Origin of the sequence: Prevotella sp. HCN-7019 (genome assembly GCF_037890215.1) — a bacterium.
Classification (GTDB): domain Bacteria; phylum Bacteroidota; class Bacteroidia; order Bacteroidales; family Bacteroidaceae; genus Prevotella.
Genome location: NZ_JBBKBO010000003.1, coordinates 1 through 14036, shown reverse-complemented (window position 1 = coordinate 14036; position 14036 = coordinate 1). Strand labels below are relative to the sequence as shown.

Below are 14036 nucleotides of genomic sequence, written 5' to 3'. Positions count from 1 at the left end.
GCGGCATGCCTCTTTCCAACGGATGAAAAAGGCTTTATGGCATGACGGGAATGGCTGTTCTGTGTGATGGAGGAGACAGCTGTGACGTAGCGTATTGTTTAGTGTGCTGAATGGTGGCGTCTTTGCAAAACAGTCCGAGAATTGTGGGGCTGGTGGTATAAGGTCTGCTGTATGGATGTGTTGCGGTATATTGACGTTATGGGTGTATAAATATGCGGCGGCATAATGTGTGATTGCATATTTATGCACGTGTGTTTGTGTTCTGTCGGGTTGTTTTGGGCGTTTGTCAGTCGGCAGTTTCCGGTGTTGCCTTTTTATGGCCTTGGCTGTCTTTCGGAGCTGCTGCCATTCTTCTGTATACCAGGCATGCCGTGATGAGATATACGGCAGCTTGTATCCATAGGCAGACATATTCTGACGTTATGTCGGAGAATGTCGCTCCCATGCTGTTCATCTTGATAAACGCCTGTATGCCGAATGTGGAAGGGAATATGTAGGACACGTATTTCCAGAATTCGGGTATGTTGCTTGTTGGCCATGATATGCCGGAGATGAAAAGCAGCGGCACTGATGTGAACACAACCAGCAGCATGACGTTCTCACGTTCTTTGATGAATACGGAGACTGTCATTGCAAAGAATATGCATGCCAGAAGATAGGGCAGGAGGAACATGACGAAATCGCCGGCATGAAGTATGTGTACAAAGTTGAAGATACGTGGGATGGCCAGCAGCACGTATGTGGCAAGAATGGTGAACAGTGCAAGATAGCACATTGTCTTACCTGCCACTACCGGAACAAGCCCTGTGGGTTTGGGAGTGAAGTCGCGACGCTGCTTTGACGGGCGTCTTTCGTTTATTGTGCCGTTGCGCATGCCTATGCTAAGAAGCAACACCTGCTGTATGATGAGTATGAGCACACCGGGGAGAATAAAGCTTCCGTAGCCGCCGGTTGAGTTGAACATTGCCACTTCTTCAATGTCGATGGGACTTGTAGTTATCTCGTCTTCGCGGTCGGTATAGTTGCCTGTCAGGCTTTTCTGTATGTCGGAGTTCATTCCTGCGATGACAGCTGTTGACGTCTGATATATGGCTTTGTATGTGAGCATCAGTGCCATGTTGCAGTAAAGACTTATGGTCGACTGTTCCATGCGGTTGATGCGTGTGTCGAAGTTTTCTGGTATATATACAATTCCGTAAACTTCCTGCAGACCGACAAGGCGTTGTGCTTCCTCAAGACTTCCGCAGCGGTAGGCCGTCTCTACGTCGGGCGATGCATCAAGCCTGCTTATCAGTTTGCGGCTCAACTCGCTGTTTGACTTGTCCACTATGGCAAACGGAACGTCACGCACTACTTCGTTGTTGTATATCCATGAATAGAGCAGCGGATAAAGCAGAGGCAGCAATATTGTGAATATGAGCAAACCTTCGTCTCTGAAGATTTTCTTTGTCTCGTCTATCCATATTGTGCATATGTCGTTTATGGTGCCGCTTATCTTGTTCATGTGTCCTTTCATAGAAGTTATGAAATATATACGTATTCCGAAATGGCCTTATTGAGGCGTGGAAGTACAAAAATGGGCAGTGCCGCGAATATGATGAGAGCAACGATATTTGGCCATACATCGGCCATAGGCATACCGTTGAAGATGCTTATCTGATATATCATGAAGAAATGGCGCAGCGGGAATATGGCTGCGAGCATTTCAAGTTGTGGGTCCATGGCAAATGTCGGGAATGCCGTACCTGCGAGCGAGAAACCGATGACTGCAAGGAGTGAGCACACGCTCATTGACATACGCATGGATGGGAATATGCCGAAGAGGAACAGGCCCAGTCCTTGTGCCGATAGTACACTTAGCAGACCGAGTATGGCCATGGGCAGAATGCCTCCGGGATGTGGAAAATCAAGTATTCCGAATACATAGAACATGTAGGCATATATCATGACAAGATGGATGATGAATTGTGGAAGCATCTTTCCAAATATGGCTGTCATTATGTTTCCTCCGGCTGCGGCAAGCCATTTGCGGGCTGTGCCCTGTTTCAGCTCATAGCCGACGGAGTAGGCCGTTATGAGAAAAATGAACAGAAAGAAACTTCCTGGGATAAGTGTCGTACTGAGATATATGTTGTAGTTCACCCAAGGATTGTTCACTGCATGAAAGTCGAGTGTTATAGGTTGCAGGAAAGTGCTTATCTGCTCACCTGTATATCCTTTTGCCGACATTGTGGCCGAACCGACCGATGCCGAACCGAGCATCGATATGGTTTTCATGTCCTTGAACACAAGCGAACCGGCCGTGAGAGAGGTGTTGCTGTAGTAGAATGAAATCTCCGGACGGCGTGCCGACAGTAGTTTGTCGGTAGTGCCTTCTGGGAAAAGCATGAAACCGTATATCTCGTTATGTTGCATCGCCCGGCGTGCTTCGTTGAAGTCTTTGTAGTGTTTCGCTACTCTTGTGCCGGAAAATGCATCGAGTGTTCTTGCAAGTTTGCGCGTTGTGGAGGTGTTGTCAAGGTCGACAATGCCTACAGGAAGATCCTGCGGCTGTCCTTCGTTCATAAGCGAGGTGAAGAATATGGTCACGAACAAAGGGAATACGACCATGCACAAGAGATAAACCGGATTTGATTTCAGTCTGGAACATTCTCTTGCTGCAAGGCGGTAAACACGGTCTATGAATCTGTCACTCTGCACTTACTTTTTCTTTATTATCAGGGACATGCCCGGACGCAGACCGTCTATCTTGTCCAAAGGACGTGCTTTCACTTCAAATGTTTTCAGGTCGTACTCACCGTTTGATTTCGTAGCTTTCCATGTTGCGTACGAACCCTGGTCCTTAATGTAGTACACTTTCATTCTGATTTCCTTGTTGAATGCAGGCAGGAATGCTTTGAACACACTTCCTACTTTCATGCCTTCAAGCTGGTCTTCGCGTATGTTGAATGTGCCCCACATGTCGTTTAGGAGAGATATTGACATAATCGGTGAGCCGGCACCAATCAGTTCGCCGGTCTTGGGATATATGTCGCTCACTTCGCCTTCCATCTGGGCGATCTGCATCGTTTCGTTTATGTATGAGTTTACTTCCTCTACAGCACCTTTGGCTCTGTTCACTTGTGCTGCGGCTGCCTTCTTCTCTTCGAGTCGTGCACCGTTCACAGCCATGTCATACTGGCTTTGTGCAGCCTTTGTCTGTGCTTCGAGGGCTTTGTAGTTTGCGAAGGCTTCGTCGCGTTTCTGAGCTGTCATCACGCCTTCGTCGAACAGACGTTGTACGCGTTCGTATGATTTTTTCGCTATGTCAAGTCCTGCCTTTGCTTGCTGGAGCAGTGCGTATGCAGCACGTATCTGTTCCTTGCGTGCACCTTTATTGGCCATCTCGCTCATGGCTGCGGCAGCGTTCTCGGCCGATTCTGCCTGCATCATCTTGGCTTTTACGTCTGGCGCATCAATAATGGCCAGTGTGTCTCCGGCTTTTACATAGTCGCCTTCTTTCACGCGTAGCTCAAGTACACGTCCTGGCACTTTGCTCGAAACCCTGTATTCAGACACTTCGACCTGTCCCTGAATTATTTCCGGCTCTCTTGCCATGGCAATGGTGCCAATTATTACAGCTATCACAATTGCAACAACGCTTATTGCAATTGCTATGATTATATTTTTTCTCTGTGTTTTTTCTGACATAACGATTTTATTCTAATATACCAAGTGCCTTCTTGAGATTGATTTGGCTTAGTTTGACATCTATTTCTGCATCTATCTTTTGCGACTGAGCCTGAAGCCATGCCGTCTGTGCTTCCATCACGTCTGTGGTCTGCATCACACCTTCCTTAAAGCCGAGGTTTGCACTGCGGAGGTTTTCTTCAGCACTCTTTATGTTTTTGTTTGCCATGCTTAGACGGCGGTTGGCTTCTTTTATCTTGAATTTGCTCTGGCTTACCTGAAGCTCTACTTTTTCCTGAGCTTCGCTTAATTCTATTCGGGCAATGCTTGTTGCAATCTTGCTCGATTTGACTTTATATTCGCTTTCAAACCAGTTCCATACGGGTATTCTTACAATTACGCCCACATTCCATACGCCGGAGAATTTGTTTTCAAATCCGTTGTATATGTTGGGATTGGTTGTGGTGTATCCTGCTGTCAGGGCTACCTGCGGCAGATATGCGGCTCTTGTGATCTTGGTTGACTGCTCGCTGATGCCTACAGCATTCTCAAGCATTTTCAGTTCCGGGCGGTTACTTATGGCAGTCTGCGTGTCGGCGTCTTCCTGTATGTTTTCTGTTATGATGTTTTCTCTGCTTTCATCTTCAAGAGTGATGTCGCTGTCGAGAGGCAGACCGCACAACTGGCAAAGATACATTTTTGCAAGCGACAGACCGTTTTCCACTTGTGTTACGATCATTTCCGCTTCATTCACTTTGACGTTGACCCTCAGTCCATCTGCACGTGTGGCCACACCTTCACGTATCATTTTTGCCACATCATCGTCCAATCTGCGCACAAGATCAAGATAACTGTGCGACAGTTTCTGTTTGTGTTTGAGCGAAACGACGGTCCAATAGGCCTGATCGATGTCATAGAGGGTTTTCTGTCTTGTCGTTTCTGTGCTGTTACGGGTGAGCTCTTCATTTATTCTGGCCATCTTGTTTGCCGCAATTATGCCACCGCCCATGTAAATGGGCTGTTTCAGCATGACGGAAGCCATGAACATGTTTCTTGTATCTGTCTCAAAGGCATCCACTATTTTCTGGCCGGCATGATTCAAAACCTCACCCATGGAAGAACCGAAGTGTGAAATGAAATTGCCCAGGTGAGTGGCCTGTTCGGGTGTAATGATGCCTTGTTGTGTGAGGCTTGATATAATAGGTGTCACCTCGTTGCCTATTATACCGTTCGCCTTATTGCCGATATTGCTTATTTCTGATTTCTGCTTATCGCTCAACAGGGATATTTCCTTGCTTGTATATTCATAGCCGCCGAGCACGTCAATCTTTGGCAGATACTTTGTCTTGGTGGCTTTTCTGGTGTTTTTGGCAACCTCTTGTTTCAGTCTCGATATGCTGAGTTGTTTGTTGTTACGGATTGCCATAGCCCGACAGCTGTCAAGACTAAGTACCTGTTGTGCTGATGCAGATGATGCAATGCATAGGAAGAATATTATGTTGGATAATCTTACCATTTATTTAAATGTAAAACTTCTTGAACCAATCATGTTTCCATCGGCAAATATGCTGACTTGATATGTGCCGGCAACGAGTGTCTGCGTTACGTCCCAGTAGGTCGTGAGCGCAAGTTCCTGACCGCCGTATTCAACGGTCTTCTTCATTGTACAGTTAAGATTGCGGTTCTCGTAAGCAAAAGAGCCTGCGTTACCGAGCAGTGCGCCGGTAGGGGATGTTATTCTTACGTAGAATGTCTTCATGCCGCTTTGTGCAGTGACATTCTTGCTTACGGTGAAGTTCACCTGTACAGTCTTACATTTCTTTATGCTCTTTGTGGATTTTCCACGTTTGTTGTTCAATGTCATGCTTATGCCTGTGGCATCGAGCTGTGCCGCTATTGCCACTTTCTCAGAGAGCGATGCTTTTTCCGAGCTCAGGCCTTCGATCTGTCTGGTAGCTTCAGAATACTGACTCTTAACTCTTGAGTTTTCTTCCATCAGATTCTGGTTCAGTCTGTTCAGGGAGTCTATTTCCAGAACATAGCTGCGCAGGACGGCTCTTACAGTGGCAAGTTCTTTTTTCAGACGTGCTATCTCTCTTGCGTCGCTGCTTTTCACTTGCCTGAGTTCTTCCAGCAGTTTCTGTGTCTTTTCCTGTTCTGCCGTAAGTTGTGCGACGATGGAGTCATTACTTATTTGAGTCTTCATCTCGCTGTACTGATTGGCAAACTGCATATATTCGTTTTCCATTTCCTTCTTGTCGAGTTCGGCAAGTTCGAGCATGGCTTTGTTTTCCTGCTTCTGTTTCTGCAGTGATATTACGAGATATGCGATGCTTCCGATGAGTACGATTCCGGCTATTGTTAATATTATCCAGGTTTTCTTATTCATGTATGTATATTTTTTATTTTACAGTTGAAAAATATTCTGCAAATTTATGCCTTTTATCTTAAATAAGCAACAAAATTCATCTTGCATTTCTTAATATATCTAAAAAGATGCTATTTGCCGAAAAACAGGAGAGTTGGACGGCATTTTAAATGATTGACAATCACCGTTTATGACTCTTTGTCTGTTTTTATGACATCGAGTTTTCATACCGTCAGAAGTGTTCTGTAATGGCGTAAGTTTGTAGAAAAAGTCTTTTAGCAGGATTTTTACATAAAAAACAATAAGATAAATAAAAATCGATGATATATATATTGTATATTTGCATTTGTCTGGAATTATGTTTATGAAGGGCGTGCAATATTGTTTTTGTTGTAGCAACTACTTATGAGGAAATTTTTATATAAGGTGTTCGATCTTTATTACGACGGCTTCAGAAACATGAGGCTCGGCCGTACTTTATGGCTTGTCATACTGATAAAGCTGTTCATTATATTCGTTATACTCAAACTGTTTTTCTTTCCGGACTTTATAGGAGAACATTCGTCTCCGGGTGAGGAGGCCGAATTTGTGTCAGGACAACTCACGGGACGGTAAGGGGAATACATCATAAATGAATTAAAAACAAATAAAAAATAAAGCTTATGTACAATCTTTTAATGTCTGTTGATCCTGCTGCGATCGATTGGTCGAGGGCTCAGTTTGCACTTACTGCCATTTATCATTGGCTTTTCGTGCCGCTGACTCTGGGGCTTGCCGTCGTGATGGGAATCATGGAAACGTGCTATTATCGCACGAAGAATGTTTTCTGGAAGGATGTGGCCAAATTCTGGCAGCGCCTTTTCGGTATTAACTTTGCTATGGGTGTGGCTACCGGAATTATTCTTGAATTCGAATTTGGTACCAACTGGAGCAATTATTCGTGGTTTGTAGGCGACATATTCGGTGCGCCTCTTGCCATAGAGGGCATCGTGGCTTTTTTCCTTGAAAGCACATTTGTGGCTGTGATGTTCTTCGGATGGAAAAAAGTGTCGCCCGGATTTCATCTTGCCTCTACATGGCTCACGGGTATCGGTGCCACGATATCGGCCTGGTGGATACTTGTGGCAAACGCATGGATGCAGTATCCGGTAGGCTGTGAGTTCAACCCTGACACTGTGCGTAACGAGATGATAAGCTTTGCCGACGTGGCATTGTCGCCGTTCGCCATTGACAAGTTCTTCCATACGGTCATATCCTCATGGATAGTGGGAGCCGTGTTTGTAGTAGCCGTAAGTTGCTGGTATCTGATAAAGAAACGTGACCAGGAACTCGCGCGTGCGAGTATGAAAATAGGTGCGGTGTTCGGACTTGTTGCTTCATTGTTAGCTGCGTTCACCGGCGACCTCTCTGCTGTGAAGGTTGCCAAGGTACAGCCGATGAAGCTGGCAGCCATGGAGGCGCTCTACGACGGAGGTACCGGTGTGAGCCTCACTGCCATAGCGGCTGTAAATCCATTTGAGCAACCCGATTATGCCAAGGGTGGTGAACCGCCATTGCGTATAGGCATACCATACGGGCTTTCCGTTCTTGCCACACACGATCCGCAGGGCTATGTTCCTGGAGTTAACGACATACTTAACGGGTATGTCCGCCCCGACGGAACCAAAGAACTGTCGGCTGAAGAGAAGATGGAGAAGGGCAGAATTGCGATAAACACGCTTGCGCTCTATCGGGAACGTAAGGCTGCATCGGCTGACAGCAGTGAGCTAGCCGGACTGAATGCCCGACTGCAGGCCAACATGCCGTATTTCGGTTATGGTTATATCAAAGACAAATCGGAGCTTGTGCCTTATATCCCTCTGTGCTTCTATGCATTCCGTGTCATGGTGGGACTGGGCGCATATTTCATACTTCTTTTTGCTGTAATTATATTCCTGCTCTATCGTCGTGACATACAGAAATACGGCTACATGCTGTGGATAGGGGTGTGCTCTCTGCCACTGGCCTATATCGCTAGCGAAGCAGGATGGATTGTTGCTGAAATGGGACGCCAACCGTGGGCAATACAGGATCTGATGCCTACGTGCGCGGCAGTATCCGACATAAGTTCGGGTTCGGTTGCCCTCACGTTCTTCATATTCCTTGCTCTCTTCACCACATTGCTTGCTGTCGAGGTGAACATTCTCTGCAAACAGATAAAGAAAGGTCCGGAATACACGTCGCGTTGATACATACACGTATTCCGGATGTGTCGCCTGAAACCACAGAACGGAAGAAAAGTGTCTGTGGCGGGGGAGTCACAAAATATTAAACATTAAACAAACGAAAATTATGTCATACGAATTTTTGCAACATTATTGGTGGTTCGTGGTGTCGCTCCTAGGAGCATTGCTTGTCTTTCTCATGTTTGTGCAGGGAGCCAACTCCATGATATTCAGTCTCGGACGTACGGAGGAGGAACGACGCATGGTGGTGAACAGTACAGGTCGTAAGTGGGAACTGACTTTCACTACACTCGTAACATTTGGTGGTGCTTTCTTTGCCTCGTTCCCGTTGTTCTACAGTACAAGCTTCGGCGGTGCCTACTGGCTGTGGATGCTTATCTTATTCTCGTTCGTGCTTCAGGCAGTGAGTTATGAGTTCCAGAACAAACTGGGCAACATGCTGGGTACGCGTACATTCCGATGGTTTCTTGTACTGAATGGCATTATCGGTCCGCTGCTTCTCGGAGGAGCTGTAGCCACATTCTTCAATGGCTCGAACTTCATTGTGGACAAGAACAACATAGCCGACGGCATGCAGCCTGTTATAAGTCGTTGGGCCAACGGAAGCGGTGGACTGGACGCTCTGCTCGATGTATGGAACCTCGTACTGGGTTTCGCCGTATTCTTTCTTGCCCGTGTGCTTGGAGCTCTCTATGTGATGAATAATGTGAACGACGAGAACATACGCTGCCGTTGCAGCGTCAGACTTCTGGGTGCGGCGGTGCCGTTCCTGCTGTTTTTCGTGGCGTTTGTAATACATGTTCTCATTAAGGATGGCTATGCCTATGATGCCGCGACTGGTGTGATAAGTGTTGTGCCGGGTAAGTATTTCGACAACATCATCACCATGTGGTATGTCTTCGCACTGTTCTTTATAGGTGTAGTGCTTGTGCTTTATGCTATTGTCAGAACCATTGTAAGTAAGACTTACATAAAAGGAATATGGCCTGCCGGTATCGGTACGGTGATGACGGTTCTTGCCCTATTGTTATGTGCCGGCTGGAACGGAACAGCATACTATCCGTCGAACGCTGATTTGCAGAGTTCGCTGACCATAGCCAACAGCTGCAGCAGTGAATTCACTCTGTCTGTCATGGCTGTGGTGTCGCTGCTTGTGCCTTTTGTTGTGGCCTATATTGCCTATGTGTGGCATGCCATGGACAGAAAAAAGATAGACAAGGCAGAGCTTGGAACCGACGAGATGTATTGACGATTATGTACACGGCTGATGTGAAATACAGTCGTGTACGATATAACATTTGAAGAAAACAAATGATGAGACATATATTATTATGTATTGTGGCATTGCTTGTTGGCATGCCGGCCGTGGCGCAGGATACTCTGCGCCACGAGGTTCTGTTTGAGACAAACAAGGGAAACATACGCATTGCACTTTACAATGAGACGCCGCTCCACCGCGACAATTTTCTCAAAAACGTGCGTGAGGGATGGTATGACGGACAGTTGTTTCATAGAGTCATAAGCAAGTTTATGATTCAGACAGGCGACACTGCAAGCCGCCATGCTCAGCCTGGGCAACTCCTCGGTGAGACATCCGAGACTTATACAGTGCCGGCTGAGTTCCGTTGTCCGCAGATATATCACAAGCGTGGAGCGGTGGCTGCTGCGCGCGAGGGCGATGCTGACAATCCGGAACGCAACTCGTCGATGAGTCAGTTCTACATAGTTTACGGCATACGCTACAGTGATGCCATGTTGGACAGAACTCAGCAGAAACTCGACGTAGCCACGGGAGGCAAGGTGAAACTGACGCCGGAGATGCGTGAGACGTACAAGACTCTCGGTGGTACGCCACATCTGGACGGACAATACACTGTGTTCGGCGAGGTGACTGAGGGGATGGATGTGGTGGAAGCCATACAGAGTGTGCAGACCGACGCCAATGCCCGACCTCTGGAGGATATAAGAATAGAAAAGGCTACGGTCGTGAAATGACGGCTATGAGGATCTGAATGAACTGAAAAAAGGTTTATATATAGGGCCTGTTTTATTACATAAAGCCTTCCGGTGACACATTTTATTCTGTCGTCGGAAGGCTTTTGGTTTATAAGAAAGTATACATGCATCGTAATGGCTGATGCATGTACACTTTTGTTTTTATTTGCCTGTTTGATTCTTTGTGGAGCTTTCGTGCGGTGCGTAACGTGTCTTCAGGCATCGGTGTATTTCTAAAATGATGCAAAAATATTTTCCTCTTTCGTCAGTGTCATTTAATTTTGCATATATGAAACTTTGGTTTTTTATATTTTTCCTTCTTCCACTGCTGGGCTTTGTCTATGTCGTGTGGCATGTCTGGCAGATATTGCCGCTGTCGCCGGTATGGAAGAGTGCTGCGGTAGCATTGATGTCGTTGCCCGTTGTGTGTCTTTTCTCTCATTTCCTTATAGGTCCGGACTCACTGCCGCTGGTGGCCGGACGTATTGTTTATGAGGTCGGCACTTCTTCGCTCTTTGTGCTGCTCTATCTTGTCATGATTTTCCTGTTTCTTGATTTAGGACGTCTGGTGAGACTTGTGCCGTCGTCGTTTCTGCATCATAGTGTGACGGGTAGTGTGGGTATTATGTTGTTTGTCTGTGTGCTTTTCATTTATGCTAACGCCAACTATCGTGACAAACAGATGCGCACTATGGAGCTGCGCGCCGCCCGTCCGTTGGCTTCGCCGTTGAGGATTGTGATGTTGAGCGACATGCATATCGGCTATCACAACACGGCGAAAGAAATTGAGAGGTGGGTGGACATGATAAATGCGGCGTCGCCGAACGTGGTGCTCATTGTGGGCGACATAATAGACGGCAGTATGAAACCGCTGCGCGAGGAGAATATGGCTGCCTGTTTCAGACGCATCAAAGCGCCGGTGTATGCCTGTCCTGGCAATCATGAGTATTATGCCGGCATTGCCGATGCTAAGAAGTTCTTCCGTGAGGCGGGCATCACTTTGCTGTGCGACAGCAGTGTGACTATCGGAGGAGAACTCACGATAATAGGTCGCGACGACCGATCGCGTGCAGGACGGAAGAGTGTGGCACAGCTTGTGAAAGAGGCACCGAAGACCAAGTATACCATATTGCTCGACCATCAGCCTTATCATCTCGACCGCAGTGCGCGGGCTGGAGTCGATTTTCAGTTTAGCGGACATACTCATTATGGACAGGTGTGGCCCGTCAGTTGGATAGAGGATGCTCTCTATGAGAACGCGTACGGTTCGATGCGCAAGGGCAATACCGATTTTTATGTCAGCAGCGGCATTGGCATTTGGGGCGGAAAGTTTCGCATCGGCACGAGTTCGGAGTATGTCGTTGCTGTGTTGAGATAGACGTTCTACGCTGTTTTCGTTGTTTTTTATTTAACGGTTTTAAGTTAAATCTGCCGCATGTTTTTCTGCGTCAGTAATTCTGTTTCTGGAAAGTCGCAGCAGGCATTAAAGCCTTTTCTGGTTTAGGGAAAAGGAGACTGTCGGGTGTTTTGCTTGCCGTTGTTGTGTGAAATAGGCCTTATTGGCTCCTATTATAGTCTGTTTTGGGTGCCGGTTTGGTCTGTTTCATGGTGTGAAATAGCGTGTTTCGCATGGTAAAAAGCACTCTTTTGTAATTGGTGAAATGATATATGAAAATATACTGACGATGTAACGTGTTGTCTATCAGTGTGCTTGCGTTGTTTTGTGATTTTCGAGGAATTTGCGTTGCGGTAGCGTCGTTGCTGTAAAATCTATTTTCAGAGCACTTTGTTTTAACAAATCCGGATTTTTACATGTCGTATTTTGCACAACTCCGGTTGTGCTGTTGGGAACATATACGCCTCCGGTTATTATGCCGGTAGGCGTATATGTTGTTTTGTTTCAGAGTTTATAGTCTTTTGCCAGACCTCCTTCGCTTGTTTCTTTGTATAGTGAAGGTATGTCGTGACCTGTCTGTTTCATCACTTCTACAACGCGGTCGAACGAGACGCTGTGTTTGCCGTCGGAGTACGCAGCGTACAAGTTTGCGTCGAGAGCTCGTGTGGCGGCGAAGGCGTTGCGCTCTATGCATGGAATCTGTACGAGGCCGCATACCGGATCGCATGTCATTCCCAGATGGTGTTCCAATCCCATTTCGGCGGCATATTCTATCTGAGACGGACTGCCTCCGAACAACTGGCAGGCAGCGGCAGAGGCCATCGCACATGCTACGCCCACCTCTCCCTGGCATCCTACGTCGGCACCGGAGATGGAGGCATTGGTCTTCACAACGTTACCGAATATTCCTGCTGTGGCAAGGGCGTGGAGTATGCGGGTGTCGCTGAAGTTGTGGCCGTTCGACAGATGATATAGTACGGCTGGCATCACTCCGCACGATCCGCATGTGGGAGCGGTGACTATGGTGCCTCCCGATGCGTTTTCCTCACTCACTGCCAGTGCGTATGCATATACGAGTCCGCGGGTCTGAAGCGACTGTTTGTATCCTCTTGCCTTTACGTAGTATGTCGGTGCCTTGCGCGGCAACTTGAGCGGACCTGGCAGAGCACCCTCGTGGTCAATTCCTCGTTCCACAGATTCTTTCATCATTTTCCATACTTCCATCAGGTAGTCCCATATGTCGCTGTTCTCGCTTTCTTTTACATATTCCCAATAGTTGCGTCCGTTATTGTTGCACCAGTCCATTATCTCACTTAGGGAGTTTTTTTCGTAAACTTCTTCATGCGAGTCCTGCAACCATTTCGGATTGTTACCTTCCGACAGTGCACCGCCTCCCACGCTGTATACGGTCCATTCTCCGCAGGTATTGCCTGCTTCGTCGTATGCAGTGAATTTCATTCCGTTGGGATGATAGGGCAGAAATATGGATGGTTGCCATACGATGTTGAGTCGACCATCGTCGCCGAATACCTCTTTTATGGCGACGTCAGTCATGTGCCCGCGTCCGGTTGCGGCAAGACTGCCATACAGTACGACTTCTATTTTTTTTGCATCAGGATAGTGCTCGTTGAATATTTTTGCTGCTTTCTGCGGGCCCATTGTGTGACTGCTTGATGGACCTTTTCCGATTCTGTACAGCTCTTTTAATGATTCCATATATAATATAATAATGTATAAGCTATAATGTGATGTTTTGTAGGCATTGCTTTGTCCATATATTCATGTGGCCTTGATTTTTAGTGTCGGTTTTTTATCAATCTGTAAGACCGCCATTCATGAAAATCCATTACAAATATACACAGTTATAGCGATATGTACAAATAATGCAGTTCCTTTTTATATTGTGATCGATTTGTGGCGTTATAAAATTTTGTTCATAGTTTTCTCTTGTTTATGTCTTTATTTGTTGTTTAGTCTTCATTTTTATCTTAAATGACGATTTTGCTAAAATCGTGTTTTTTCATGGCAAATAGTGCCCTAAAACTTGATTATAATCAATTATTCAATAAAAATTCATGATTATTGCAAAATTCTTTCGAAAATATTTGGAATAAGTGAAAAAAGTGTATACCTTTGCATCCGCTTTCAGGAAGTAAGTCCTGAGACAACAAGAAAAGAGTTCTTTGAAGAAGATTACATAAAAGACAGAGAAGTAGTACAATGAGCACGGTTCTCTTCTTCTTTTCAGGAGTTGAGGATCAGAGGTAAACGAACCGTCTATTTGAATAGATGTCAGGTGCTTTTTGAACCGAGAGATACGGCGGTCCTGGACAGAGACAGATTCTTCTTCCGTGTAGTCATCAAGATGAAGCGGTAAGAGTTG

At 46.4% G+C, this 14036-nt stretch carries 11 protein-coding genes; 5 read left to right on the top strand and 6 right to left on the bottom strand.

Going from position 1 to position 14036, the window contains the following annotated elements; all coding sequences use genetic code 11:
* Positions 1-286: 286 nt before the first annotated feature.
* Genes WKT13_RS05185 through WKT13_RS05165 form a run of 5 tightly spaced genes read right to left on the bottom strand, consistent with a single transcriptional unit; the run spans position 287 to position 6058 of the window.
* Entirely contained in the window at positions 287-1516 is a 1230-nt protein-coding gene (locus WKT13_RS05185) for an ABC transporter permease (protein ID WP_340323124.1), read from the bottom strand.
* A 5-nt stretch (positions 1517-1521) separates the two neighbouring features.
* Positions 1522-2700, bottom strand: coding sequence for an ABC transporter permease (locus WKT13_RS05180; protein ID WP_340323123.1), 1179 nt, complete (start codon positions 2698-2700; stop codon positions 1522-1524).
* Entirely contained in the window at positions 2701-3690 is a 990-nt protein-coding gene (locus WKT13_RS05175) for an HlyD family secretion protein (RefSeq protein WP_340323122.1), read from the bottom strand. It lies immediately after the preceding gene.
* Positions 3691-3697: 7 nt separating this feature from the next.
* Positions 3698-5185, bottom strand: a complete 1488-nt coding sequence (locus tag WKT13_RS05170) for a TolC family protein (protein WP_340323121.1) — start codon at positions 5183-5185, stop codon at positions 3698-3700.
* Positions 5186-6058: a hypothetical protein gene (locus WKT13_RS05165; protein ID WP_340323120.1), complete on the bottom strand. Its 873-nt coding sequence runs from the start codon at positions 6056-6058 to the stop codon at positions 5186-5188.
* Positions 6059-6442: 384 nt separating this feature from the next.
* Between WKT13_RS05165 and WKT13_RS05160 the strand changes: the two genes are divergently transcribed.
* The 5 genes from WKT13_RS05160 to WKT13_RS05140 all read left to right on the top strand — a co-directional run bounded on the left by WKT13_RS05160 (position 6443) and on the right by WKT13_RS05140 (position 11635).
* Positions 6443-6652, top strand: coding sequence for a DUF4492 domain-containing protein (locus WKT13_RS05160; protein WP_340323119.1), 210 nt, complete (start codon positions 6443-6445; stop codon positions 6650-6652).
* 47 nt (positions 6653-6699) lie between these two features.
* On the top strand, positions 6700-8265 hold the full coding sequence (locus WKT13_RS05155) for a cytochrome ubiquinol oxidase subunit I (RefSeq protein ID WP_340323118.1): 1566 nt from the start codon (positions 6700-6702) through the stop codon (positions 8263-8265).
* Between the two features lie 103 nt (positions 8266-8368).
* The gene (locus tag WKT13_RS05150; RefSeq protein WP_340323117.1) at positions 8369-9511 is read left to right on the top strand and encodes a cytochrome d ubiquinol oxidase subunit II; all 1143 of its coding nucleotides are present in this window, start codon (positions 8369-8371) and stop codon (positions 9509-9511) included.
* Positions 9512-9576: 65 nt separating this feature from the next.
* Positions 9577-10257, top strand: a complete 681-nt coding sequence (locus WKT13_RS05145; protein ID WP_340323362.1) for a peptidylprolyl isomerase — start codon at positions 9577-9579, stop codon at positions 10255-10257.
* 289 nt (positions 10258-10546) lie between these two features.
* Positions 10547-11635: a metallophosphoesterase gene (locus tag WKT13_RS05140; protein WP_340323116.1), complete on the top strand. Its 1089-nt coding sequence runs from the start codon at positions 10547-10549 to the stop codon at positions 11633-11635.
* 522 nt (positions 11636-12157) lie between these two features.
* Here the strand turns inward: WKT13_RS05140 and WKT13_RS05135 are convergent.
* Positions 12158-13369 carry an L-serine ammonia-lyase gene (locus WKT13_RS05135; RefSeq protein WP_298619953.1) on the bottom strand — a complete coding sequence of 404 codons (1212 nt, stop codon included), beginning with the start codon at positions 13367-13369 and terminating at the stop codon, positions 12158-12160.
* Positions 13370-14036 lie beyond the last annotated feature (667 nt).

Excerpts from the sequence above, each read along its gene's own strand:
- WKT13_RS05185 (WP_340323124.1), bottom strand. The coding sequence starts at position 1,516 with ATGAAAGGACACATGAACAAGATAAGCGGCACCATAAACGACATATGC.
- WKT13_RS05175 (WP_340323122.1), bottom strand. The coding sequence starts at position 3,690 with ATGTCAGAAAAAACACAGAGAAAAAATATAATCATAGCAATTGCAATA.
- WKT13_RS05170 (WP_340323121.1), bottom strand. The coding sequence starts at position 5,185 with ATGGTAAGATTATCCAACATAATATTCTTCCTATGCATTGCATCATCT.
- WKT13_RS05165 (WP_340323120.1), bottom strand. The coding sequence starts at position 6,058 with ATGAATAAGAAAACCTGGATAATATTAACAATAGCCGGAATCGTACTC.
- WKT13_RS05160 (WP_340323119.1), top strand. The coding sequence starts at position 6,443 with ATGAGGAAATTTTTATATAAGGTGTTCGATCTTTATTACGACGGCTTC.
- WKT13_RS05155 (WP_340323118.1), top strand. The coding sequence starts at position 6,700 with ATGTACAATCTTTTAATGTCTGTTGATCCTGCTGCGATCGATTGGTCG.
- WKT13_RS05150 (WP_340323117.1), top strand. The coding sequence starts at position 8,369 with ATGTCATACGAATTTTTGCAACATTATTGGTGGTTCGTGGTGTCGCTC.
- WKT13_RS05145 (WP_340323362.1), top strand. The coding sequence starts at position 9,577 with ATGAGACATATATTATTATGTATTGTGGCATTGCTTGTTGGCATGCCG.
- WKT13_RS05140 (WP_340323116.1), top strand. The coding sequence starts at position 10,547 with ATGAAACTTTGGTTTTTTATATTTTTCCTTCTTCCACTGCTGGGCTTT.
- WKT13_RS05135 (WP_298619953.1), bottom strand. The coding sequence starts at position 13,369 with ATGGAATCATTAAAAGAGCTGTACAGAATCGGAAAAGGTCCATCAAGC.